Origin of the sequence: Kribbella sp. (assembly GCF_035687465.1) — a bacterium.
Taxonomy (GTDB): Bacteria; Actinomycetota; Actinomycetes; order Propionibacteriales; family Kribbellaceae; genus Kribbella.
The window spans coordinates 1-23,314 of record NZ_DASRXP010000547.1 but is presented as its reverse complement, the minus strand read 5'-3'; the positions used below and the strand labels follow the sequence as shown (position 1 = coordinate 23,314).

General features: G+C 66.9%; 30 protein-coding genes. 15 read left to right on the top strand and 15 right to left on the bottom strand.

Annotated features, from left to right (window positions below; all coding sequences use genetic code 11):
- A partial coding sequence (locus tag VFG33_RS29085) for a diguanylate cyclase domain-containing protein (RefSeq protein ID WP_325056173.1) occupies positions 1-1,244 on the top strand: 1,244 nt, incomplete at its 5' end.
- A gap of 4 nt (positions 1,245-1,248) precedes the next feature.
- Here the strand turns inward: VFG33_RS29085 and VFG33_RS29080 are convergent.
- From VFG33_RS29080 to VFG33_RS29070, 3 genes are read right to left on the bottom strand one after another with little or no spacing between them, the layout of a single operon-like run.
- The gene (locus VFG33_RS29080) at positions 1,249-1,737 is read right to left on the bottom strand and encodes a hypothetical protein (protein WP_325056172.1); all 489 of its coding nucleotides are present in this window, start codon (positions 1,735-1,737) and stop codon (positions 1,249-1,251) included.
- A complete protein-coding gene (locus tag VFG33_RS29075; RefSeq protein WP_325056171.1) occupies positions 1,734-2,213 on the bottom strand; it encodes a hypothetical protein in 480 nt (159 codons plus the stop codon). Before VFG33_RS29075 ends, VFG33_RS29080 begins: the two co-directional genes overlap by 4 nt.
- Positions 2,210-2,692 (bottom strand): GNAT family N-acetyltransferase, encoded by a 483-nt coding sequence (locus tag VFG33_RS29070; protein WP_325056170.1) that lies wholly within the window; start codon positions 2,690-2,692, stop codon positions 2,210-2,212. Before VFG33_RS29070 ends, VFG33_RS29075 begins: the two co-directional genes overlap by 4 nt.
- 152 nt (positions 2,693-2,844) lie before the next feature.
- Between VFG33_RS29070 and VFG33_RS29065 the strand changes: the two genes are divergently transcribed.
- Both VFG33_RS29065 and VFG33_RS29060 read left to right on the top strand, forming a co-directional pair.
- Positions 2,845-4,425 carry an alkaline phosphatase D family protein gene (locus VFG33_RS29065; RefSeq protein ID WP_325056169.1) on the top strand — a complete coding sequence of 527 codons (1,581 nt, stop codon included), beginning with the start codon at positions 2,845-2,847 and terminating at the stop codon, positions 4,423-4,425.
- A 136-nt stretch (positions 4,426-4,561) separates the two neighbouring features.
- On the top strand, positions 4,562-5,437 hold the full coding sequence (locus VFG33_RS29060; RefSeq protein ID WP_325056168.1) for an aldo/keto reductase: 876 nt from the start codon (positions 4,562-4,564) through the stop codon (positions 5,435-5,437).
- A gap of 119 nt (positions 5,438-5,556) precedes the next feature.
- On the opposite strand, the gene VFG33_RS29055 is transcribed toward VFG33_RS29060, so the two are convergent.
- A complete protein-coding gene (locus tag VFG33_RS29055) occupies positions 5,557-7,221 on the bottom strand; it encodes a glycosyl hydrolase family 28-related protein (protein WP_325056167.1) in 1,665 nt (554 codons plus the stop codon).
- Positions 7,222-7,390: 169 nt separating this feature from the next.
- On the opposite strand from VFG33_RS29055, the gene VFG33_RS29050 reads away from it, so the two are divergent.
- The 3 genes from VFG33_RS29050 to VFG33_RS29040 all read left to right on the top strand — a co-directional run bounded on the left by VFG33_RS29050 (position 7,391) and on the right by VFG33_RS29040 (position 10,098).
- Entirely contained in the window at positions 7,391-8,506 is a 1,116-nt protein-coding gene (locus tag VFG33_RS29050) for an LLM class flavin-dependent oxidoreductase (protein WP_325056166.1), read from the top strand.
- A complete protein-coding gene (locus tag VFG33_RS29045) occupies positions 8,503-9,108 on the top strand; it encodes an FMN reductase (RefSeq protein ID WP_325056165.1) in 606 nt (201 codons plus the stop codon). Before VFG33_RS29050 ends, VFG33_RS29045 begins: the two co-directional genes overlap by 4 nt.
- Positions 9,109-9,345: 237 nt before the next feature.
- Complete coding sequence (locus tag VFG33_RS29040) at positions 9,346-10,098, top strand: FkbM family methyltransferase (RefSeq protein ID WP_325056164.1); 753 nt, start codon at positions 9,346-9,348, stop codon at positions 10,096-10,098.
- Here the strand turns inward: VFG33_RS29040 and VFG33_RS29035 are convergent.
- On the bottom strand, positions 10,064-10,831 hold the full coding sequence (locus VFG33_RS29035) for an SDR family NAD(P)-dependent oxidoreductase (RefSeq protein WP_325056163.1): 768 nt from the start codon (positions 10,829-10,831) through the stop codon (positions 10,064-10,066). The two genes, VFG33_RS29040 and VFG33_RS29035, sit on opposite strands and share 35 nt — an antisense overlap.
- A 183-nt stretch (positions 10,832-11,014) precedes the next feature.
- Here VFG33_RS29035 and VFG33_RS29030 point away from each other — a divergent pair, with 183 nt between their 5' ends.
- Positions 11,015-11,554, top strand: coding sequence for a GNAT family N-acetyltransferase (locus VFG33_RS29030; RefSeq protein ID WP_325056162.1), 540 nt, complete (start codon positions 11,015-11,017; stop codon positions 11,552-11,554).
- A gap of 59 nt (positions 11,555-11,613) precedes the next feature.
- A complete protein-coding gene (locus VFG33_RS29025) occupies positions 11,614-12,000 on the top strand; it encodes a hypothetical protein (RefSeq protein ID WP_325056161.1) in 387 nt (128 codons plus the stop codon).
- A gap of 23 nt (positions 12,001-12,023) precedes the next feature.
- On the opposite strand, the gene VFG33_RS29020 is transcribed toward VFG33_RS29025, so the two are convergent.
- On the bottom strand, positions 12,024-12,617 hold the full coding sequence (locus VFG33_RS29020; protein WP_325056160.1) for a GNAT family N-acetyltransferase: 594 nt from the start codon (positions 12,615-12,617) through the stop codon (positions 12,024-12,026).
- A gap of 108 nt (positions 12,618-12,725) precedes the next feature.
- Here VFG33_RS29020 and VFG33_RS29015 point away from each other — a divergent pair, with 108 nt between their 5' ends.
- Positions 12,726-13,664: an LLM class F420-dependent oxidoreductase gene (locus VFG33_RS29015; RefSeq protein WP_325056159.1), complete on the top strand. Its 939-nt coding sequence runs from the start codon at positions 12,726-12,728 to the stop codon at positions 13,662-13,664.
- 129 nt (positions 13,665-13,793) lie between these two features.
- Here the strand turns inward: VFG33_RS29015 and fgd are convergent, their stop codons facing one another.
- The 5 genes from fgd to VFG33_RS28990 form a co-directional block, all read right to left on the bottom strand.
- Complete coding sequence (gene fgd / locus VFG33_RS29010) at positions 13,794-14,798, bottom strand: glucose-6-phosphate dehydrogenase (coenzyme-F420) (RefSeq protein ID WP_325056158.1); 1,005 nt, start codon at positions 14,796-14,798, stop codon at positions 13,794-13,796.
- Between the two features lie 118 nt (positions 14,799-14,916).
- On the bottom strand, positions 14,917-15,807 hold the full coding sequence (locus VFG33_RS29005) for a DUF72 domain-containing protein (RefSeq protein ID WP_325056157.1): 891 nt from the start codon (positions 15,805-15,807) through the stop codon (positions 14,917-14,919).
- A 19-nt stretch (positions 15,808-15,826) separates the two neighbouring features.
- Positions 15,827-16,060, bottom strand: coding sequence for a hypothetical protein (locus VFG33_RS29000; protein WP_325056156.1), 234 nt, complete (start codon positions 16,058-16,060; stop codon positions 15,827-15,829).
- A gap of 6 nt (positions 16,061-16,066) precedes the next feature.
- Entirely contained in the window at positions 16,067-16,498 is a 432-nt protein-coding gene (locus VFG33_RS28995) for a hypothetical protein (protein WP_325056155.1), read from the bottom strand.
- A gap of 52 nt (positions 16,499-16,550) precedes the next feature.
- Positions 16,551-17,252 carry a ferritin-like domain-containing protein gene (locus VFG33_RS28990; RefSeq protein ID WP_325056154.1) on the bottom strand — a complete coding sequence of 234 codons (702 nt, stop codon included), beginning with the start codon at positions 17,250-17,252 and terminating at the stop codon, positions 16,551-16,553.
- A gap of 81 nt (positions 17,253-17,333) precedes the next feature.
- Between VFG33_RS28990 and VFG33_RS28985 the strand changes: the two genes are divergently transcribed.
- Positions 17,334-17,690, top strand: a complete 357-nt coding sequence (locus tag VFG33_RS28985) for a VOC family protein (protein WP_325056153.1) — start codon at positions 17,334-17,336, stop codon at positions 17,688-17,690.
- 76 nt (positions 17,691-17,766) lie between these two features.
- Positions 17,767-18,504, top strand: coding sequence for a class I SAM-dependent DNA methyltransferase (locus tag VFG33_RS28980; RefSeq protein ID WP_325056152.1), 738 nt, complete (start codon positions 17,767-17,769; stop codon positions 18,502-18,504).
- A gap of 53 nt (positions 18,505-18,557) precedes the next feature.
- Here VFG33_RS28980 and VFG33_RS28975 read toward each other — a convergent pair whose 3' ends face one another.
- On the bottom strand, positions 18,558-19,031 hold the full coding sequence (locus tag VFG33_RS28975; protein ID WP_325056151.1) for a carboxymuconolactone decarboxylase family protein: 474 nt from the start codon (positions 19,029-19,031) through the stop codon (positions 18,558-18,560).
- A gap of 118 nt (positions 19,032-19,149) precedes the next feature.
- Between VFG33_RS28975 and VFG33_RS28970 the strand changes: the two genes are divergently transcribed.
- A complete protein-coding gene (locus tag VFG33_RS28970; RefSeq protein WP_325056150.1) occupies positions 19,150-19,740 on the top strand; it encodes a DUF1707 SHOCT-like domain-containing protein in 591 nt (196 codons plus the stop codon).
- 31 nt (positions 19,741-19,771) lie between these two features.
- Here the strand turns inward: VFG33_RS28970 and VFG33_RS28965 are convergent, their stop codons facing one another.
- Both VFG33_RS28965 and VFG33_RS28960 read right to left on the bottom strand, forming a co-directional pair.
- Positions 19,772-20,158, bottom strand: a complete 387-nt coding sequence (locus VFG33_RS28965; protein ID WP_325056149.1) for a VOC family protein — start codon at positions 20,156-20,158, stop codon at positions 19,772-19,774.
- The gene (locus VFG33_RS28960; protein ID WP_325056148.1) at positions 20,155-20,448 is read right to left on the bottom strand and encodes an ArsR/SmtB family transcription factor; all 294 of its coding nucleotides are present in this window, start codon (positions 20,446-20,448) and stop codon (positions 20,155-20,157) included. Before VFG33_RS28960 ends, VFG33_RS28965 begins: the two co-directional genes overlap by 4 nt.
- Before the next feature lie 119 nt (positions 20,449-20,567).
- Between VFG33_RS28960 and VFG33_RS28955 the strand changes: the two genes are divergently transcribed.
- Complete coding sequence (locus VFG33_RS28955; protein WP_414672992.1) at positions 20,568-21,671, top strand: ABC transporter substrate-binding protein; 1,104 nt, start codon at positions 20,568-20,570, stop codon at positions 21,669-21,671.
- Here the strand turns inward: VFG33_RS28955 and VFG33_RS28950 are convergent.
- Positions 21,659-22,474, bottom strand: coding sequence for an aminoglycoside phosphotransferase family protein (locus VFG33_RS28950; protein ID WP_325056146.1), 816 nt, complete (start codon positions 22,472-22,474; stop codon positions 21,659-21,661). The two genes, VFG33_RS28955 and VFG33_RS28950, sit on opposite strands and share 13 nt — an antisense overlap.
- Positions 22,475-22,663: 189 nt before the next feature.
- Between VFG33_RS28950 and VFG33_RS28945 the strand changes: the two genes are divergently transcribed.
- Positions 22,664-22,960 carry a cobalamin biosynthesis protein gene (locus tag VFG33_RS28945; protein WP_325056145.1) on the top strand — a complete coding sequence of 99 codons (297 nt, stop codon included), beginning with the start codon at positions 22,664-22,666 and terminating at the stop codon, positions 22,958-22,960.
- 146 nt (positions 22,961-23,106) lie between these two features.
- The coding region (locus VFG33_RS28940; protein ID WP_325056144.1) for a mycothiol transferase at positions 23,107-23,314 on the top strand (208 nt) is incomplete at its 3' end.

Here is a 23,314-nt window from a genome sequence, read left to right as displayed (position 1 = left end):
CCGAGGCCAAGGAGGCTCTGCTGGGCACGATCAGCGCGGCCGACATCTTCGACGCCGAGTTCAAGATCGCCGACCAGTGGGGTGGGCTGCGGTTCGTCCCGCACGAGAGGCTGCCCGAGGGCGAGGTCGTCGGCTGGGTGCCGGACGTGCCGGTCTCGACGGAACCCGATGCCTGGCATCCGCTGGATGCGCTGTTCGCGCCGCTGCACTCGCCGGAGGGCGAACTGGTCGGCATGCTGTCGGTGGATCTGCCCGAGGATCAGCGACGGCCAGGGCCGATCCATCGCGAACTGCTGGAGATCTTCGCGACCCAGGCCGGGCTGGCGATCGACAAGGCCCGGCTCACCGATCAGCTGCGAGCCGAGAAGATTCGCCTGGAAGCGAGCGAGATGACGTTCCGGCTGGTCTTCGAAGGGGCCGGCAACGGGATGGCGACGATCGCCTTCGAAGGGCCCGAGGCAGGGCGCGTACTGCGGGTCAACGACGCGTTCTGCCGCATCACCGGCTACAGCCACAACCAGTTGGTCGGGACCGTCTTCATGGACTATCTGCCCAACGAGCACCCGGAGCAGACCCAGCGGGACATGGACCTGATCGGCGCCGGCGAGGGCCCGTACCGGTTCGAGCGAACCTTCCGGCGGACCGACGGCAACGACATCTGGCTCGGCGGTACGGCCGTGATCGTTGACCAGGGCAAGGATCTTCCGCGGTTCGTGTTGATCCAGATCGACGACGTGACAGCGCGCAAGGACGCGGAGCGCGAACTGCAGCACCATGCCGCGCATGATCCGCTGACCGGATTGCCGAACCGCCGGTTGCTGCAGCACCGCTTCATCGCGGCACTGCAGAGGTGCCGGCAGAGCGGGCGCCGCGGAGTACTGCTGTTCTGCGATCTGAACCACTTCAAGCAGGTGAACGACAAGTACGGGCACGAAGCTGGTGATCGGGCCCTGCGCGAGATCGCCGACCGGCTGCAGGCGCAGGTCCGGCACGGCGATACGGTCGCACGCCTGGGCGGCGACGAGTTCGCCATCCTGGCGGAGGAGATCGAGGGCGACGACCTGGACGCTCTGATGCGCCGGATCGACGAGTCCATCCGCAGCCCACTGGAAGGCATCGACGTCGCCGTCACCGCCAGCATCGGCACCGCTGTCGTCAGCCCCTACGCAACCGACCTCGACGAACTCCTCCGCACCGCCGACCACGCCATGTACGAGGCAAAACGCCAGCGCCAAACCAGCTGAGATCTCAACTCCGCCCGACCCACTGCTGTAGTTGGTCGGTGGTCTGGGTGTTGTGGGCATGCACGCGGCGGATCGCTCCGCCGAACTCTGTGAAGGCGTAGATGGGGGTCCAGCGGGTTCGGCCGGAGGGTGCGGTCCAGCTGATGGCGGGGAAGGTGGTGATTCGCTTGATGCGGTCGATCGGGACTGTGCGGCTCCAGAGCAGGCCTTTGACGCGGACAGTGCGCTCGTCCGCCTGCACGCCGATCCAGTAGGCCCGGACCGCGAGCCACAGGCCCAGCGCAGACAACAGAACCGCCACGCGCACGCCGTTCTGCAGCCAGAGCAGCACACCGAGCACGACCAACGCCACCGAACCGAAGACATTCGCAAGAAGCGTGATCGTCAGGGGCCGCAGGTTCACCGGCACATCATGCCAGCGACCAGCGCGGGCGGTGCGGGCGGTGCGGGCGGTGCGGGCGGTGCGGGCGGTGCGGGCGGCGTCGGCTTTCATCGGCGGCGGGGTTTGGGCTTGGTGGGGTTGCGACGGGGTTCGTCGTTCCAGGTTTGGAGTTGCAGGATGCAGAACTGGTTGTAGCGGTGGCTGAAGGCCAGCTGGCCATAGCCAGCGAAGGCGAAGATCGGCGTCCAGTGTGACTTGCCGTCCGCGGACTGCCACCGGACCGCCGGGAAGTTCGTGATCTTGCTGATCTGGTCCCTGGCGATCCGCCGGTTACGCAGGAGCCCATGGACCTCGATGCCCTCTGACCCGTACCGGACGCCCATCCGGTAGCTCCGAATCGCCAACACCACTCCGACTGCCAGCACCACCAACGCGATGACGACGCCCGCCGGCTCCAGACCCTGGCTGTCGATCAGGTAGCCGACAACGAGCGCGGCGATCACGGCCCAGAGCGCCGCCTGCACGATGCGCGTGAACATCAGAGGTCGCAGCTCGTGACCCGATGCTGACTCCGACCGGGTGCTCATGAGCCGAGGGTGGTGAGGGCGGTGTCCGTCAGGCGGAAGGTGGTCCATTCGTCCTGGGCGGTGGCGCCGAGGGACTTGTAGAAGTCGATGGCCGGGGTGTTCCAGTCGAGGACGGACCACTCGAGGCGTTCGTAGTTGTTGCGGACGCATTCCTGGGCGAGGGCCGTCAGCAGTGCCTTGCCGAGGCCCGAGCCGCGGTGGTCGGGGCGGACGAAGAGGTCCTCGAGGTAGATGCCGTGCACACCCCGCCAGGTCGAGAAGTTGAGGAACCACAGCGCGCAGCCGACCACCTCGCCGTCGAGCTCACCGACATGGCAGAAGACGGCCGGCGCCTCGCCGAAGAGTGCGGTCTCGAGTTGCGCCGCGGTCAGGCGGCACTCCTGCGGCGCCCGCTCGTACTCCGCCAGCCCGTAGACCAGGTCGACGATCGCCGGTACGTCGTCCGGCCTGGCCCGGCGGATCCGCTCATCGCTGTGCATACGCCCATCCTCTCCCAACCACCGCAGCAGTCATTCCTTGACCGGAATCAGTAACTGCATGGCACTCGTTCACTCAACCTTCGATCGACAGACATCTGACAACTGCAGGCTGGCATGCGCCCCTGATACTTCGCCCGCCCGCAGGAGGACCAATGTCAGTCTCACGCCGTCGTTTCCTGGGTCTAGGTGGTGCCGGCACCGCCGCGGTACTGCTCGGCACCGGGGCCTGGGACGCCTCGACCACGTACGCCGCCCCGACCGGCGCAGGCAACCCCTTCACGCTCGGGATCGCGTCTGGCGATCCCCGGTACGAGAGCGTGGTGCTGTGGACCCGCCTCGCCACCGACCCGTACGCCGTGGACGGGCGCGGCGGGATGCCGGCCAAGCCGGTGCGGGTCGAGTACGAGGTCGCCCGGGACGAGCGGTTCCGTCAGATCGTGCGCCGGTCGAGCGTGGTCGCGACGCCCGAACTCGGGCACTCGGTCCACCCCGAGGTCCGCGGATTGCTGCCGGACCACGAGTACTACTACCGGTTCCGCGTCGGCGGCGAGGTGTCGATGACCGGGCGGACCCGGACCACCCCGCACCCGTTCACCTCACCCCGGGAACTCCGCTTCGCCTTCGCCTCGTGCAATGCGTGGCAGGACGGGTACTTCACGGCGTACGAGCACATGGCCGGCGAGGACCTGGATCTGGTCGTGCACCTGGGCGACTACATCTACGAGTCCGGGGTGAAGACGAACAAGCGGGGGGTCGTGACGGACCCGCGGTTCCACACCGAGACGTTCGACCTGGCGCGGTACCGGCTGCAGTACTCGCTCTACAAGACCGAGGCGCCGCTGCAGGCGGCGCACGCGGCGCACCCGTGGATCCACACCTTCGACGACCACGAGGTCGAGAACAACTGGGCCGGCGATCTGAGCCAGGCCGACACCGAGCCGGACCAGGACCCGATCGTGTTCCGGGAGCGCCGGGCGCAGGCGTTCCAGGCGATGTACGAGAACCTGCCGCTGCGGCACGAGCAGATGCCGTCCGGCCCGGACATCCGGTACCACCGGCGGCTTCCGTACGGGCGGCTCGCGGACTTCACCATCCTCGACACCCGGCAGTACCGCTCGGACCAGCCGTGCGGCGACGGCGACTCCTCGACCTGCGACGACCGGTTCGATCCCGACAACACGATGCTCGGCGGGAAGCAGCGGAAGTGGCTGCTGGACGGGTTCCGCGAGTCGCGGGCCCAGTGGCAGGTGCTGGGCAACCAGACGCCGATGGGACAGACGGACTGGACCCCGGGGCCGGAGACGCACGTCTGGCTGGACCCGTGGGACGGCTATGTTGCCGAGCGCAACAAGGTGCTGGCGGCGGCGCAGGACAGCGGCGTCCGCAACCTGGTGGTGATCACCGGCGACCGGCACCAGAACTACGCGATGGAGCTGAAGCGGGACTTCGCCAACCCGGACTCGCGAACGGTCGGCACGGAGTTCGTCGGTACGTCGATCACCAGCGGCGGCGACGGCGCGGACACCACCGACCAGGGCACCCAGTTCCTGCTGGCGAACCCGCACCTGAAGTTCTTCAACTCCCAGCGAGGCTACGTCCGCGTCACCATCGACAAGCACCGCTGGCGCAGCGACTTCCGGGTGGTGCCGTTCGTCTCCCAGCCCGGCGCACCGATCAGCACCCGCGCCACCTACGTCGTCGAGGACCGCAACCCCCACGTCCACAGCGCCTGAGCCAGAGGCAGGCGGTCCCCGGCCGCCTGCCTCTTATCACCAGGTCTGACGGTTTTTCCGATTGAGTCCTGCGTGCGATCGCTCTCAGTGCTTTTTCCTGTTGGAGATCTGAGTTGCCGCGAGCGAGGCTGGAATCATGGCTAACCAGACAAACAAGACCCGCCGGATCGGCGACGTCGAGGTCAGCGCGATCGGGCTCGGCGGGATGCCGATGTCGATCGAGGGCCGGCCCGACGAGGCCCGGTCGATCGCGACCATCCATGCCGCGCTCGACGCCGGCATCACCCTGATCGACACGGCCGACGCGTACCACCTGACCGCGACGGACCTCGGCCACAACGAGAACCTGATCGCCAAGGCGCTGGCCTCGTACGGCGGTGACACGTCCGGCGTACTCGTCGCCACCAAGGGCGGCCACCTCCGCCCCGGCGACGGCTCCTGGACCCTGAACGGAACACCCGAGTACCTGAAGAAGGCAGCCGACGAGTCGCTGAAGCGGCTCGGGGTGGACGCGATCGGCCTGTACCAGTTCCACCGTCCGGACCCGAAGACGCCGTACGAGGACTCCGTCGGCGCGATCCGCGATCTGCTCGACGCCGGCAAGATCCGGCTCGCGGGCATCTCGAACGCGAACCCCGCGCAGATCAAGCTGGCCAACGAGATCCTCGGCGGCCGGCTGGCCTCGGTGCAGAACCAGTTCTCGCCGGCCTTCCGCTCGAGCGAGCCCGAGCTGGAACTGTCCGACGAGCTCGGCATCGCGTTCCTGCCCTGGTCCCCGCTCGGCGGCATCACCAACGCCTCCGACCTGGGCCAGAACCACCCGGCCTTCCACGAGATCGCGGGCGAGCTCGGCGTCAGCCCCCAGCAGGTCACCCTGGCCTGGATGCTGGCGAAGTCCCCGCACGTCATCCCGATCCCCGGCTCCACCCGCCCGGAGACGATCCGCGACTCCTACGCCGCGATCGACCTCCAGCTGACCCCAGCCCAGATCGCCAAGCTCGACGCAGCCTGAAACGCGAGGAGGCCTCCTCCCGCACGCCGCGTTCATTCGCCCCCTTTTGACCATCCCTGCAGCGCACCCTGCCAGTAACAGCCGGCCTGATGGTCAAAAGGGGGCGAATGAACGCAAGGTCAGGGGGCGCGGTGGTTGCGTTGAGCTGCGTACAGATCGGGGCGGGACGGTTTCTGTCCCAGCTGGTAGGTGCCGTTCTCGAGGTCGCCGGGGAAGTCGCGCGGTAGGCCGCTGGGGTCTGATGTCAGACCCTGGAGGCCTACCGTGATGGAGCGGGGAGCCACGTCGGCCAGTTGGATGGCGTACGGGTTTCCGCTGGTGATGCGGACGTTCCAGTGCGCGATGCGGGCGCCGAAGAGCGGGCCCGACGCTGCGGAACCGCCGACCCGGCCGTTGTTGGTCAGGGTGATGTCGGTGCGGGCGTTCTCGAACGGCATCGCCCTGTGAGTGTCGAAGGTGCCTTCCGCCATCCGCCCGCGCCGCCAGACGTTGCCCGCGGACAGGCCCTCCAGGTTGAGTCCGTGATGCAACGCGCCCGTCGGCAGCGGCACCGTGAACGCCTCGATCTCGAACCCGTCCACCAGGTTGTCGTGCGCCTGCATCCGGCACGCGAAGCTGTGGTGGGCCGACCGCCCGCCCACGACCACGTCGGTCAAGGTGACTGCCTTCGTTGTGGTGAACCCGAACCCGAGATCGCAGTTCTCCACCCGTACGTCGTCGGCCCAGCAGTCGTGAACCGCCTGGAAACAAAGGCCGTTCGCCCCAGGATGGCGATTGTGGATCGTCATCGGCCGCAGCTCGTTGCGGATCGTCAGCGACTCCACCCCGACGTCGTGGACGGTCGGCCCGAGCTCGCGCAACCGCGACGGCCAACTCGGCCTGAGGTCGTACCGCAACGGCTGCGCCAACCGCACCAGCCGATCCCCCAGCACAGCCTCGATCCGCACGGGCCACTGCAGCGTCGCGTACTGGATGTACTGCCCACCCGATCCCGTCGTGAGCTGCGGCGCCTTCACGGGCCAGTCGTACTCCCGCGTCCCGGGAATCTCGCCGGCCAGGTGCCGCAGTACGGACGCGTCTGCCGGATTGTCGGTCTCCAGTACTACGAGGTCGCCGGCGGCCAGGTGGCTCGTATCCGACACCAGCAACGTCCGTTGGCCGCGGGAAGCGGCTCCGACCTCGGCCAGAGTCTCGCCGAGCAACCAGCCCTCCGAAGCGGCGAAGTCCTCGGCCTCGGATTTCGCCTTCCGCTCGGGCGCGATCACCCAGATCTGCCCGCCGGTCCAAGACCAACGGCTCTGCAGACTCGGCTGGAGGTTGGGGCGATAGCTCTCCTCCAGCGGCCGGGTGAAGTGCAGGATCGTGCGGTCCCGGCCGGATCCCTTCAGCACCACGTTCGACCAGTGGATCCAGATCGGCGAATCGAGGCGGTAGGTCCCGGGTGGTACGACGATCGTGCCGCCGCCGTGCGTACCGGCGTACTGGACTGCGGCGTTGAACGCGGGAGCGGCGTCGGTGGTGCTGCCAGAGTGGGCGCCGAAGTCGGTGACTCGCGCGATCGTGCGCGGTCGGCGCGGGCGCTCGCCACCGCGGTAGCCGGCGTGGGAGATGTCGGGGATCAGCGGGTGGGCGCCGCGGGCGTCGGCCCACTGGGTGATCAGCTCCTCCGAGAGGTCGCGCGGCCGGTTCGCGACCGATGGGGCCGCGGCGGCCGTAGTACCGGTGAGTGCGGCGGCGGGGATGGCGGCGGCGCTGCCGAGCAGCAGGCGGCGGGTGAGTTTCATGGCGCTCCTCGGGGCGGTGAGGACTCTCGCGGTTTCGCGAGGCGGGACCTAGTTTCACTGGACGGACCCGTGCTGACAAGAGCGGGATGATGGAATGGTCGGCCGAATCGACGCGTTAGGCTTGGCGAGATAGTTCAATAATGAACTACAAGACCTTGGAGGAGGGCCGATGCAGTTCGGTGTGTTCACCGTCAGCGACGTCACGCAGGACCCCACCACCGGCAGGACCGTGAGCGAGGCCGAGCGGATCAAGTCGATGGTGACGATCGCGCTGAAGGCCGAGGAGGTCGGGCTGGATGTGTTCGCGACCGGCGAGCACCACAACCCGCCGTTCGTGGCGTCATCACCGACCACCATGCTCGGCTACATCGCCGCGCAGACCTCGAAGCTGATCCTGTCGACGTCGACCACGCTGATCACCACCAACGACCCGGTGAAGATCGCTGAGGACTACTCGATGCTGCAGCACCTGGCCGACGGCCGGGTCGACCTGATGATGGGTCGCGGCAACACCGGACCGGTGTACCCGTGGTTCGGCCAGGACATCCGCAACGGCATCCAGCTGGCAGTGGAGAACTACGCGCTGCTGCGCCGGTTGTGGCGCGAGGACGTGGTCGACTGGGAGGGCCAGTTCCGCACGCCGCTGCAGGGATTCACCTCGACCCCGCGACCGCTGGACGGCGTACCGCCGTTCGTCTGGCACGGCTCGATCCGCAGTCCGGAGATCGCCGAACAGGCCGCGTACTACGGTGACGGGTTCTTCCACAACAACATCTTCTGGCCGGCCTCGCACACCGGGCGGATGATCGAGCTCTACCGCCGGCGGTTCGAGCACTACGGTCACGGCGCGGCGGACCAGGCGATCGTGGGACTCGGCGGCCAGGTCTTCATGCGGAAGAACTCGCAGGACGCCGTGAACGAGTTCCGGCCGTACTTCGACAACGCTCCCGTCTACGGGCACGGTCCCTCGCTGGAGGAGTTCAGCCGGGAGACGCCGTTGACGGTCGGTAGTCCGCAGCAGGTGATCGAGCGGACGCTGACCTTCCGGGAACAGTTCGGCGACTACCAGCGCCAACTGTTCCTGATGGACCACGCCGGCCTGCCGTTGAAGACCGTGCTGGAGCAGCTGGACATTCTCGGCTCCGAGGTTGTTCCGGTACTGCGGAAGGAGTTCGACTCGCTGCGGCCGGCCCACGTGCCTGAAGCGCCGACGCATGCCTCCCTGAAGGTGGCTGCAGAGCGCGCGCACGACCTGGAGACTCTCGAAGAGGAGACCGCCCGATGAACGAGCGGACCATTGCCGTCGTGACCGCGGGTCTGACTTCCCCGTCGTCCACCCGGCTGCTGGCGGACCAGCTGGCGGCCGGAGTCCGGGACGTCCTCGACGGCCGCGGGATCCCGCGCAAGGTCGTGGTGATCGAGCTGCGGGACCACGCGCACGACCTGACGAACAACCTCCTCACGGGCTTCCCCTCGGAGAGCCTGAGCGAGGTGCTCGAGACCGTCGTACGGGCTGATGCGTTGATCGCGGTGACGCCCACGTTCAGCGCGTCGTACAGCGGCCTGTTCAAGATGTTCTTCGACGTACTGGACGACAAGGCGCTGGTCGGCAAGCCGGTCCTGATCGCGGCAACCGGCGGAACAGAGCGGCACTCACTGGTACTGGAGTACGCACTGCGACCGCTTTTCGCTTACCTGCAAGCGATCGTGGTCCCCACCTCCGTGTACGCCGCTTCCTCGGACTGGGGCCCCCACGCCACCGCCCTCCGAACCCGCGTCGAACGAGCCGCCACCGAACTGGTCGACCTCCTCACCCACCAACCCACCAAGCCCCCCACCGACCCCTACACCACCCCCACCCCCTTCGAAGACCTCCTCAACGGCTGATCGGCGTGCCGGCGAGTACGGCGCGCGCGTGGTGGGTAACGGGACGGCGTGGAGTTCAAGGACGGGCCGGTTTGGCGGGTTGTCTGGGCGGTGCCGTACGCCGCTGCGCGCTTCGGTGGGGCTGGGGCGGCGAGGCGGGCGGCGCGGGTGGTTGGGCGGTTGGAAGGGTTGAGGGACGCGGGCGTGACTCGCGTTGCGATGCGGATCTCGCCTCGGTTGGCTGATCAGAATCCTCGGTTGGCGAAGATCCCGGCCAGTTGGGCAACGAGAGTCGCCGTACGCCGGCAGGGGTTGCGGCTTGAGTTGGATCTGCGGGACAACCTTCAGGCGGTCGTGTATTACGCGGGTCGGTACGAGCCGGCGATGTTCCGGTTCCTGCGGGATGAGCTCCGCCGAGGCGACGTCGTACTGGATGTCGGTGCCAATATCGGGTTGCACAGCCTGAGCGCGGCGAAGCGACTGCGGGAGGTCGGTGGTGGACGGGTGATCGCCTTCGAGCCGGCCGCGGACTCCCTGGAGAAACTGCAGTCCGCCGCCGAGCGCAACAAGGTCGCCGGCCTGATCGAGACGATCCCGGCCGCCCTCGGCGATCGTACGTATCAGGCCGACCTCCGCGCCGACACCCGGTACGACGTCGCCGACGCGGGCGTCCGGTCCCTCCACAACGAAGGTCAGCTCGTCCAGCGGGTACCGGTGATCCGCCTCGACGACTGGGCCCGGGAGCACGCTCTCGAGCGGCTCGATGTGGTGAAGCTCGACGTCGAGGGCTCGGAGATCGCGGCACTCTCCGGAGCCACGCGGACCCTGACGCGGCTGCAGCCGCGCGCAGTACTGGTGGAGGACAAGCGCGAAGACGTGAGGGCGCGGCTGTACGCAGTACTGGATCAGCTTGGCTATCGGCACTCCGGCAAGGTGTTCGACCGCAACGCTCTCTTCCGCCCGGATAGGTCGGTGCTCACGGCATCAACTGGCCGCCATTCACTTCGATGATCTGGCCTGTCACGTAGCCGCTCATCGCGGGTGAGGCGAGGAAGAGGATCGTGCCGACGCATTCGTGCGGTGTGCCGGCGCGGCCCATCGGGATGGTGCCGACGAGGGTCTTCATTTGCTCCGGCGGCGTGTGGCGCTCGTGGAAGGGCGTGGTGATGAGACCGGGGGCGATCGCATTGACGCGGATGCCCTCGGCGGCCAGCTCTTTCGCCAGGCCGCGGGTAAAGGTGCTGACGGCCCCTTTACTGGTCGCGTAGACGACCGAGCCGCCGCCCCCGCCGTTCCGGCCGGCGATCGAGGTGACGTTGATGATCGAGCCGCCCTGCTGCGCGCGGAACACCGGCAGGATCCGCCGGCTCATCGCGAAGACCGAGGTCAGATTCACGTCCATGATCCGGTGGAACTCCTCGTCCGGCACCTCGCCGACCGGCGAGCGCTTGACCAGGTCGCCGGCGTTGTTCAGCAGTACGTCGATCCGCCCGTGCTTGGCCAGTACTGCGTCGACAAGCGTCCCTGCGGACTCCGGATCCGCGAGGTCGGCCTGGTGGATCGAACCGGTCCCGCCGGCCGTGTTCACCGCGTTGAGCGTGTGCTGAACACCCGTCTCGTTGTGGTGGTAGTGCAGCGCGACCGTCGCCCCGGTCTCGGCGAATCCGACCGCCGCCGCGGCTCCGATCCCGCTGCTGGCCCCGGTGACGAGAACAACCTGATCCGTGAAGTCGAGGAATCTCATGCCCTCATCCTGCCGAACCAACGCATTCATTCGCCCCCTTTTCACCCTGGGGGGGTTGCCGAGGGTCACTCGCCTGCCGGCCGGGAGGGTGAAAAGGGGGCGAATGAATGCGTGCGGAGCGCGGCGGCGCAGTACACGCTGTGAAGCGATTCGCGGCGGCGGACTCGGGAGTAGCCTCGACGAATGGCCTACGACCTGGCGAAGCTCGATCTGCGCCGCTGGCGCGTGGCTGACGCGTTGCGCCTGACGGTCGCCCACGCGGACCCGGAAATGGCGTACCAGGGCGGCATCCGCGACACCGCGGCCGCGGTGGACTGGATCGGCCGGGTCGCCGATCTCGACAACGGGCACGTGTACGCCGTCGCCGACGCGGAGGACCACCCGGTCGGCTGCGTCGCGGTGACGAACATCGACCGGCACCAGGTCGGCTGGACCTGGTACTGGACCATCGCGGACATCCGCGGCCAGGGAGTCGCCCGCGACGCCCTCCGCGCCCTGGTCGACTGGGCCCACCACGACGCCGGCCTCTACCGCCTGGAACTAGGCCACCGCACGAACAACCCGGCCTCCTGCACCGTCGCCGCCTCCGCCGGCTTCCTCTACGAAGGCCTCGAACGCCAACGCCTCAACTACGACGGCACCCGCTACGACGTAGAACGCCACGCCCGCCTAGCCCCCGACCCCCTCCAACCCCCCACCCGCCCAGTCACCGTCACCGCCTGAGACGCGAGACACCCCGGTACTGCGTCGCGCGGCACCCCTGAGCACCTAACGTGACCGTCATGGCGAAAGCAGCTGGGAAGAACCGGATGGACTCGTTCCTGTCGTTGGTGGTCGGCGGGGCGGCGGGATTCGGGCTGGTGGTGCTGACCTCGCGAGCCTGGCGCGACTGCGACGTCACCATCAACAGCATCGGCAACGGGCCGACCCTGCTCTTCGTCGGTGTACCGGTCGCCGGAGTCGTGAACATCGTCCTGTTCAGCGTGGTCTACCGGACGTCCCGGAGCACCAAGGGCGGCAAGTTCCTGATGCCGTTCCTCGCGGCCGCCATCGCCATCACGATCGCCGACCTGGCGCTCTTCTCCTGGGCCGGAACCCCCGCCGGCTCGCCAGCCTCCCTCTGCCCCGCCAACGTCCCGCCGTGGTGGCCGACCTGGATTCCTACCTGAGTCCTGTACTACGAGCCGCGGGGCTACTCGCCGTCGGTGACCGGAGCGGCGTAGCTGCGCCAGCGTTCTTCGACCACGTAGCCGAGTGCCAGGTTGGCGCCGAGGCTGGCGTCGTTCTGGTCCGCGCCACCCGTCCCGAAGACCCGCACCCCGTCCGCCAGTAAGGCAAGGATCGACGCGGCCTTGACCGCCTGACCGATGCCCTTGCCGCGGTACTCACTCAAGACCGACGTGAACGACGTGTCCCAGCGACCCTCCATCGGCCCGATGCTGGTCGCTCCCACGAGCCGCTCTCCGTCGAGCGCGCCGAACACCCGCCCGCCGTCGCCCCAGAGCGCCCGGAACTGCTCGAGATCGCCGACCACGTGATGCGTCGCCGGCGTGTACGGATAGTCCTTCTCATTGGCCAGTTCCAGCTCGTGGTAGGCCTCGGCGAACTCGCTGCCCAGTTCCCGGGCGGACACCCCGGACCCCGCGACCCGCAGTACGGCAGCTTCTAGCAGCGCGGGATCGGGATCGCGCAGGCGAGCGCCCCAGGATTCGCCCACCAAGCGATAGCCGCCCGCTTCCAGTACGGCGCAGCGCGGGTCGTCATCACGCAGTACCTCGTAGCTCATCTACCGAGTGTGCGAGAAGCGCGGCCGGGGCTCAACCCGATTCCTTTCCGCGCGGCGCTGGGTCCGTATCCGTGACCGCAGCTGCCGATGCTCAGGATGTGACCCCAGATGTCGCTTGATTTCAGCGTTTTCCTGCCGACCGGATTCGCCCAGGAGTTCACCGCCGGCGCCGATCCGGCGGCGGCGTACCGACAGATCACGGACGTCGCGCAGGCGGCGGACGAGCTCGGATTCCACACCTTGTACGTGCCCGATCACCTGCACACGATCCCGCCCTCGCAGGGACTGTTGTTCGAGGCCTGGTCGGTGATCGCCGCGCTGGCCCGCGACACCCACCGGGTCCGCCTCGGCCAACTGGTTACCGCGAACAGCTATCGCAATCCTGCCCTGCAGGCCAAGATCGCCTCCACGATCGATGTCATCAGCAACGGCCGGCTCACCTTCGGTATCGGCTCAGGCTGGTACGAACCGGACTACCTCGGCTACGGCTACGACTTCGGTACTGCGGGTGACCGCCTCCGCAGGCTCGACGAAGCGGTGCAGGTGATTCGCGCGTTCTGGACCGAGGACGAGGTCACCTTCAACGGCAAGTACTACCGAACCGCCGGCGGGATCAACCAACCCAAAGGGATCCAGCAGCCGCACATCCCGCTGCTGATCGCCGGCGGCGGCGAGAAGGTGACGCTCAGAATCGCCGCGCAGTACGCCGACGCCTGCAACATCATCGAATCCCCGGAAATGCTGGAACACAAGTACGACATCCTCCGAAAGCACTGCGCAGACGTCGGCCGCGACTACTCCACAATCCGCCGAACCGCCACCACGGCGTACATCCTCGGCACCACCGACGAGGAGGCGCGCTCACACATCCCCCCAGGATCCGAGTTCGCCTACCCCGGCAACCTCGCCTCGTACGGCCTGATCGGCACCCCGGAAACCATCCACCAACGAATCGCAGCCTACGAAGCAGCCGGAGTACAAGAACTAGTCATCGGCTTCCGCCACGCCCCCCACCTCACCCAGTTCGCCGCCGAGTTCATGAACTGACCTCGAAGGTGCGGACGCCCAGCCCATCAAGAGCCCCCTGTCAGGTGGACCGCCACGCTCAGCCGCCCCGATCCCCACCCACCCCCCACCCAGGCACCGTCGAGCCACCTGAGCCCGGCATACCGGCGATTAGCAGAGTTTGCGGATCAGGGGGACGACGTCGGTGGTGAACTGGGTGAGGAAGCGCTCCTGGTCATGCCCCGGCCCGTGAACCACCAAGTGGTTGAAACCGGCATCGACGTACGGCTGGAGTTGCTTGAGGACCTCTTCGGGGTCCGAAGCAACGATCCACCGCTTCGCGACCTGCTCGATCGGCAGTTCGTCCGCGAGCCGCTCCATCTCGATCGCGCTGTCGACGCTGTGCTTCTGCTCCGGCGTCAACGACAACGGCGCCCAGAACCGGGTGTTCTCCAACGCATGCGCCGGATCCCGGTCATACGACAGCTTGACCTCGAGCATCCGGTCCACGTCCTCGAACGACTTCCCCGCCTTCTCCGCGCCCTCCTTCACGGCCGGAATCAGCTTCTCCGTGTAAAGATCCATCCCCTTGCCAGACGTCGCGATGAACCCGTCCCCGACCCGCCCCGCGTACTTCGCGACCAGCGGTCCGCCGGCCGCCACGTAGATCTTCAGCGGCGTATCCGGCCGGTCGTAGATCGACGCGTCGACGGTCTGGTAGAACGGCCCGTCCGAGCTGACGCCTTCCTTGGTCCACAGATCGCGGATCAGGTCGACCGCCTCACGCAACCGCGCGAACCGCTCCTTGAACTCGGGCCACTCCCGGCCCGACACCGCGATCTCGTTCAGCGCCTCACCGGTACCGACGCCGAGCATCACCCGGTCCGGGTACAGCACACCCATCGTCGCGAACGCCTGGGCGATCACCGCCGGGTTGTAACGGAACGTAGGCGTCAGCACTGACGTCCCGATCAGCACCCGCTCGGTCCGCTCGCCGACGGCCGCCATCCACGCCAGCGCGAACGGCGCATGCCCGCCGTTGTGCCGCCAGGGCAGGAAGTGGTCCGACACCGTCACGCTGTCCAGTCCGAGCTCCTCGGCCCTGACCGCGTACTCCACCAGGTCCCGCGGCCCGAACTGCTCGGCCGAGGCCTTGTACCCGATTCGAATGCTCACCCTGTGCTCTCCTCAACCTTGGTCTCTAGCCCTAGACAACCTGATCACTCTCCGGAATATGCCGACGACCCCCCGATTTCCTGGTGAGACCTGCCGACGAGCGCCGAGGAATCCCCTCTCAGCCCAGCGGGTGCACGTCGAGCCTTGCCGCCAGGGCCTCGGCATCGTACGGAGCCCGGACCTTCACGTCATTGTCGAAGTAGACGAACACATCCCGCTTCTTCCGCCGGGCCGGCGGAGCCATCGTGCGACCGTCCGTCGGTGTACCGCCCTGCTGCCAGGTGCGGACCTTGCCGGCCCACCGGTCGAGCGCCTCGTCGTCGTACCCGCTGACATACAACTCCTCAGCGCCATGCAACCGGGCGTAGACGAAGTCCGAACTGATGTCGTCGAGCATCGGCCACTTCCCCGCCGTATCCGCGCACACCAACGCGACATCGTGCTCGCGCAGCAGTTCGATGAACTCAGCATTCTCGTACGACGGATGCCGCACCTCGAGCGCATAACGCAACGGGAGATCAACCGTGGTCTCCAGCAGCGCCCGACCCTTCATCCGCTCATCGTGCCCAGCGGCAACCTCGGCGGCAGCGCCCGTTGTCCGAGGCAACAGCTCGAAGAACGCCGCGAGCCGATCCCGGTCGTACCCGAGAGTCGGAGGCAACTGCCACAGCACCGGCCCGAACTTGGCACCCAACGCGAGCACCCCGGAGGCGAAAAAGTTCGCCAGCGGCGCCTCCACATCGGCGAGCTTCTTCAGATGCGAGACGAACCGCGGCCCCTTGACCGAGAACACGAACCCGTCCGGCGTCTCGTCGTACCAGCGCTGGTACGACGACGGTCGCTGCAGCGAGTAGAACGACCCGTTCAACTCGATCGAGTTGAGCCGCCGCGAGGCGAACTCCAACTCGGCCCGCTGGGGCAGTCCCTCCGGATAGAACACCTTCCGCCAGGGCGCATACCGCCACCCCGAGATCCCCACCCGCGCCGCTCCAGTCCGCCAGCTCTCCACCCCACCACCCTGCCAGTCGTCAGAAGCCGGCGGCCAGGCGGCGTTCCAGCGGACCTCCTTTGGTCAGCTGGCGAGTGGTCGTATCAGCGTCGATGAGCAACAGTTCGGTACGGGCCATCTCGGCCAGGTCCGCAAGCTCTTCGGAGCCGATCGCCGTGGACAGGACGGCGATCGCCCAGGTCAGCCATCCCCACCACCACCACCGCGGGGCCGGCGGCAGCGTCTTGTGAACGCTAACAACCTTGCTGGTCAAGGACGTTCACTCAATCGTCCGTCCTTGCTGCACGACACCGCCGTACAGATTGCAGTAGTAGTCAGCCAGCGCATCGCCGTACTGCGGGTCGTCCACCAACAGTGGGTCGTACGGCGGGGCGCCGATGATCTCGGCGATGCTGCGGTCGACCGTGATCCGGTGCTCGCGATGGTCGATCCGGTCGATCGTGCCGACCGGCAACAGGATGCGCTGGCCGATCACCCACGCACCCGTGTCGACGACGAACGCCTCCCGACCGGCTGAGGACTGGGTGTCCTCGACCTCGCCGACCTCACCGTCGGTCCCCAGCACCAGGTAGCCGACCAACTCGGTCGGCTCGTTGTGTCCGATCCCCGGGCGGAACTCCCACGGCTCGAAGCCGCTCATCGTGACCAGGTCCCCGCCCGGCTGCGTCGCGCAGTACGGGCCATCCCTCATGCATACACCGCCAATCCCCACGACGGAACCGCGTACGGTCAGCGGAAAACTCTCAGCGCAGGACCTCGGCCGCGATGGGGCGGAAGAGTTGGACCGTATCGGCCATGAACTGCAGGGGGCGTACGCCGAGGTGGCGTAGCGCGGGCCCGTGGTCGACGGCAACGACTCCAACCGCGCCGAGCATCAGGATCCACCAGCCTGCGGCCGCGGCGAGACGAGCCGGTCGCGGTACGTGGGCAAAGCCGCCGCGCAACCGATGGACGTGGAATGGGACGTGACGCTCCTCGTCGGCCAGAATCCGAGCGGCGACCTCAGTGAGTACAGGGTCTTCGGTGCCGTCGCGCAGCGCCTCGTAGTACCGGAGCGCGACAACCTCGGCAACCATCAGCGTCATCAACTCCAGCCGCAGCCCCAATGCACGCCGCACACTGACGAAGACTTTGTCGCTCCAATGCCCGTCGATGGTTGAGGCTCCAGCGTTCAGCAGCAACTGTTCGAGCAAGCGCGCATGATTCTGTTCCTCGGCTACGAACAGGCGCACCGCAGCCGCGTACGCCGGATCGCCGACCCGCGCGCTTTTGCCGATCAGGCTCGCGCCATCTCCGTCCTCGCCCGCCTGAAACTTCTGAACACTGCGAACCATCGCTCGATCCAGTACTCCGCCCGCCTGCCACGGCGGACTGCTCTCCCGTGCCCGAAGCTCGGCGGCATCCTCGAACCCCCGCAGCCAACCGTCGAAGGTCGTGCCTCCCATACGTTCCCCTTCTCACAGTCTCTTCAGCTGGCGACACAATCCGGACGTCAATCGTCCGCGTTGGTCGTTATCGTGGCCCCCATGGCTATCGCACGCTTTCCAGGCATCGTCATCGATTGTCCCGACCCTGCTGCCCTCGCGACCTTCTACGGCGCGCTGCTGGACTGGAAGGTCGAGACCTCCTCCGGCTGGGCCGAAATCCGTTCGGACTACGGACACTGCATCTGCTTCCAGCAGGTAGAGGCTTACACACCGCCGAGCTGGCCGACCCAGGCAATCCCCCAGCAAATGCACCACGACCTGATCGTCGAAGACCTCGACGCCGGCGAGGCCGCAGTACTGGAACTGGGCGCCACCAAACATGACCACCAGCCCGGCACCACCTTCCGAGTATTCCTAGACCCAGCCGGCCACCCCTTCTGCCTCTGCGTGAACTGACCCGGCCAGGCTGGCACGCGTCAGGGCCAGGAATACTCGCTCGCCATCCGAAGGCACTTTAGGCATGCTCGGGTGTATGCCCGATGTGTACTTCGACGAGTGGATCGCTCAGCGGTACGAGGATCTTTGGCCTGAGCTCTTCGATCCTGCCGTCGTTGATCCGGCTGTGCGCTTCCTCGCCGAGCTTGCAGGGACTGGCCCCGCTCTCGAGTTCGGCATCGGTACCGGGCGTATCGCGCTACCCCTTAGCCGGCAGGGCGTCCGCGTTCACGGGATCGAGTTGTCCAGCGCGATGGTCGCGCAACTGCAAGCCCAGCAGGACGCCTCCGAAATCGAGGTATCCATCGGCAACTTCGCAACCACCGCCCTGGACGAACGGTTCACACTCGTCTACCTGCTGCGTAACACGATCACGAACTTGCCGACCCGGGCCGAGCAGGTCCAGACCTTCCGCAACGCGGCCGCGCACCTGCAGCCAGGCGGCGTCTTCGTCATCGAGAACTACGTCCCCGCCCTGCAACGTCTCCCACCCGGCGAAACCATCCACGTCTTCACCGCGACACCCACCCACCTGGGCTTCGAGGAATACAACCTCGTGACCCAGATCGCGGTCTCACACCACTACTGGCAGATCGACGGCCACCTGAAGACCTTTTCCTCACCACACCGCTACGTCTGGCCTTCCGAACTGGACCTGATGGCCCAACTCGCCGGACTAACCCCACACGCCCGCTGGACCGACTGGCACCACACCCCCTTCACCGCCAACAGCCCTACCCACATCTCAATCTGGCAACTCCCGCCCCGCAGTTGATCGGCACCAATCATTTGACTGCGGCTCAGGACCAAGACGCCGGCGGTCCCTGGCTATCCGAACTGGCCGGGCTGGTAGTCGCCTGCGGGCTGCTGGACGATGACGTTCAGGCGGTTGAAGGCGTTGATGAGGGCGATCCCGGACACCAGTGCGGTGAGCTGCTCCTCGTCGTAGTACTTGGCAGCATTCGCCCACGCCTCGTCCGTGACCCCGCCGGCTGTATCCGCGATGCGGGTGCCTTGCTCGGCCAGCTCCAGCGCAGCGCGCTCGGCCTCGGTGAACACCGTCGCCTCCCGCCACGCGGCGACCAGGTTGAGGCGCAACTGCGACTCACCGGCAGCGAGCGCGTCCTTCGTGTGCATATCGGTGCAGAAGCCGCACCCGTTGATCTGGCTCGCGCGGAGCCCCACCAGCTCCTGTGTCGCGGCAGGCAACGTCGAACTCGCGAGCCCGTGGCCCGCGGAGACGATGTGCTTCATGAACCTGCCTGCAGTCGGGTTGTCGAAAAGGTTCAAGCGGGCATCCATGGTGCACTCCTCTACCGTCGTCGATCGCTACACCCCTCCGACGAGGTAGTACGTCAAGATGTGAGGTGGAGAAGCTCTTCGCGCAGCCGGGCCGGCGTCTCGTCTGTAGGATTTCCTCATGACGGCTGACGATTCGGGACTTGTCCCGCGGAGCGAATTGCGCGCGTCCCACGCAGACCGCGACGCGGTGGTGGAACGGCTGCGGGACGCGGCCGCCGAGGGCCGCATCGATATCTCCGAGCTCGATGACAGGCTGGCGCAGGCTCTGAATGCCAAGACACTGGCCGAGCTGACGCCCCTGACCGCGGATCTGCCGTCCGTGGGCGGCACAGCCTCGGGCAAGCCGCTCGTACTCAACGGCGGCCTACACGGCGCGAAACGTACAGGGCCCTGGCGCGTCCCCCCGCACATCACCGCGCACGGCGGCCTGGCCGGCGTCAAGCTCGACTTCACCCAAGTGGACTGCCGGCTACCCGAGGTAACGGTCGAGGCACACGGCGAAATGGCCGGCGTCGTCATCGTCATCCCCACCAGCTGGGCAGTCGACACCGACGGGATCAGCGGCGTCAAGGACAAGACCACCCCCGACCGCCTCCCCGGCACCCCCTTGATCCATCTAACCGGAACCGCGGGCCTGGCCGGCGTAGTAGTCCGCCACCCCAACCTCCGAGAACGCCGCAAACTGAAACGCGCCGAGTTGGGCCGCTGACAGCGCCCTCGTCAAGTCCGCAGCCGATGGCCTACTTGCTGTGCACGATCTGGAGCAGGTTGCCGCAGGTGTCGTCCAGGACCGCTGTGGTGACTGGGCCCATCTCCAGCGGCTCTTGGGTGAACCGAACGCCGAGTTCGCGAAGCCGACTGAACTCTGCAGCCACATCGTCCACGGCGAAGGACGCTGCCGGTATGCCGTCCTCGACCAGCGCCTCCTTGTACGGCTTCACCGCGGGATGACCGTCGGGCTCCAACAGCAGCTCGGTTCCGTCGAGGTCTTCCGGTGAGACCACGGTGAGCCAACGGTCCGTACCCAGCGGGACCTCATTCTTCTTCACGAAGCCGAGCACGTCGGTATAGAAGCGTAGGGCCTTGTCCTGGTCGTCGACGAAAACGCTGGACAGGTGGATCCTCATGGGGTGCCTCCGGTTGAATCGCGTTTGAGCCACCGGGTGACGATGCGCTCAAGAGGTTCGGTGTTCAGATCGTGGAACTTGTAGCGCCCCTGGCGCCGGGTACGGATCAGATCGGCGGATTCCAGTACGGCCAGATGCTGGCTGATCGCCTGGCGCGACAATCCCACACCATGCTTGGTCACCAACCGCGTACAAATCTCGAAAAGCGTCTGGCCGTCCCGTTCCACCAACTCATCGAGAATGCGCCGCCGCGTCGGATCAGCCAGCGCCTTGAAGACATCCTCCGCCATAAGCGTCACTATAGGCAAGTCACGACTTGCCTATCAAGGTAGGTTCACTCACCCGGGCCGTGCCATTCTGCGGATCCGGGCAAACCGCAACCGAATCGTCCAATGGGAGACGCCAACGTATGAGCAGCCCACTATCGCCACCTGCACCTGACGGATCATCCGTCCTGATCGGCGCTCTCGTTCCGCTGACTCGGCCTGGCTGGGTCGAGGCAGGACAACACTTGCTCGCTGGACTCGAGCTGGCTGTTCGCGAAGTGAACGACGACGGTGGGATCGTCGGAAGACCACTCGAGCTGGTGGTTCGAGACACCGCGGCTGATCCACAGAGGGCAACCGCCGCCGTCGATGAACTGGCTCGCCTGGGTGTGGCCGCCTTGGCCGGGGAGTATCACAGCGTCGTCGCTCGCGCCGCTGCTGCAAGGGCCGACGCCCTCGGTCTGCCGTTCCTCTGCTCGTCGGCGGTTATCGACGCGCTTACCGAACAGCCAACGGACTGGGTCGCGCGCCTTGCTCCGGCCCAGTCCCACGGCTGGCAGATCTACGCAGACTTCCTCCTCAACGCTGGCCACAGTCGAATCGCCGTAGCGGCCCAGTCGAGTGTCTATTGGGCAGCTGGGACCCGCATTCTGCGGGACTACCTCGCTCCACGCGGCGGTACCGTCGTCGAACTCGACCTGGGCACGCTCACCCCCACGGCCGTGTGCGACGAACTCGTCGACAAACGTGCGACAGCCCTCCTGCTTCTGGTCGGCCACCCGGCGCCGGCAGTGTCGATCGTCAAGTCTGTCCGCCGCGACCCGCGCCTCGCCGAGATCATGATCGGTGCTCCGGCAGGGCAACCGGAGTTCGCCGAATGGGCAACGTTGCTGAGCGACGACAGTGCCGGGATCCCGTTCTTGCGCTACCTGCCCGAGCACCTCAGCCCGCTCGGTGCACGAGTCGAGTCGGCCCTCCGCGAGCGGCTAGGCGAAGCACCTTCCTTCGTCGCCTTCGAGGGCTACGACACGGTCGCAGTCCTCGCCGAGGTGCTGCGCTCCCATGGCACGGACCGAGCGCGCATTGCCGAAGCCTGGCCGCACGTCGCAATCGAAGGCACCCGCGGGCAGATCAAGTTCTCCCGCACACCAGACATCAGCGTTTGGCAATGGACTTGGCCCCCTGTCCAAGTCGTTGATCGAGATCCAGCGAACCCCGATCGCTTTCGGATCCTTCATACCGGCTGAGAGAGCCGCTCGAGAGCGGACCGGAGAAACGCGTCGCGCCTCTTGGTGATCACCGGGCCAAGGTCAGTACGGGTGTTGAGAGCCGCGACCGCGTCCCAATAGGCCACGTTCGTGGCCGGCTGGCCAGTGGCTTGTTCCCATCCGTCCACGACGCCCCCGATTGCCTCGAGGCCGTACGTGATGGCGATCTGTTTGCGTAGTTCGCCGATGTCGACGCCTGGGTCGCCGACACCGGCTGTCTTCCAGTCGATCAGGGTCCAGGCGGTGTCGCCTATCCATGCCATGTTGCCCGTCCACACGTCGCCATGGACAAACACGGTCGGGCCCTTCGGCCGGGCCATGCTCTGAATCCATTCGTCCGCCCTACGCAGCAGTGGCGACGTCGCCATGTCACCCTGCCGCCGGTCCCGGGCGAAGTCGTCGACCGCAATCGGGCGCGTTCTGAGCGGTAGATCGCGCCGAGGCGCCAGCGGGATCGCGTGAACCTGCGCGAGTGCCGCACCGGCTTCGCGGATCCGCGAAACAGGCACTGCCCGCGGCCACGTAGTACTCCCGGCAACGAAGGTTTCCAGCGTTGCCGGTACGCCGGCCTCAGTACCGTCAAGGTCTTCGGCGAGCAGCCGCGGAGCCGGCACGCCGTTGCCATGGGCAACCTCTAGCGCGGCAGCCCCGGTGGCGATCATCTCTGCATCAATGCGTGGGGTCGGAGAACGCAGTACCACGTGTTCCCTACGGCCGCGCACGTCAACACTCAGCCGCCACGGTCCTTGATCGTCATGCAGTGCTCGCACTGACACGATCATCGCGTCGCTACCCATGGAACCGGTAGCCCAACTCAACAGTCGCTCGGTCGGCTCTCCGCCGCCTGCAGTTCTACCCGTCCCGCACTCAGCGAGGTTGGCAGACCACGGGGGTGGGGTCAAGAGAGCAACCCGCAGTCCTGAGCGACACGGTGGTTGACACCCCAAGCCCAGCCCTTCCAGGGTGACGGCATGCACTCATCACCACCACGCCGATTCGACCCACCTGCCCTGCACGCAGCACTCGATGCCCAACGAACCGCACAAGGCCTGTCCTGGGCCGCCGTCGCCGAACAAGGCGGCGTCGCCGTTGCCACCATCAACCGCCTCCGTCACCACGGCCGATTCGAGATCGACGGGATCCTGGCCCTGACCAGCTGGCTCGGCCAACCCCTCGAAACCTTCACCCGCCCAGGGCACCTACCACCCGAAGCACTCAACCCCGGAGCCAAGTCGACAACCCGACCCGACCACGGACCACAGCACTGACCAAGCCCTCCACCTCCACTGACCAGCAGTCCAGGTGCCCGCGTCCTGATCGCCTGGAGGACCTTCACCTGCTCCTTGTCGTCCCGCCCGAGGGTCGTTCAGGTTCGAGCCAGTCGACCTGAGGCGGCGGCCGTAAACTCCTGCGCATGACTGTCTTGGACGACCAAGGCCGCCCGCAGCCTCCTCTCGCGTCCGGCGAGATCGAGACCCTCGTAGGCTTCTTGGAGTACCAACGCGCTACGTTCGCCTGGAAGTGCTCCGGCCTGGACGTGGCCGGTCTGACGGCGACCGTGGGCGCCTCGACGATGACGCTGGGCGGGATGCTCAAGCACCTGGCCTACTACGAGGACCACT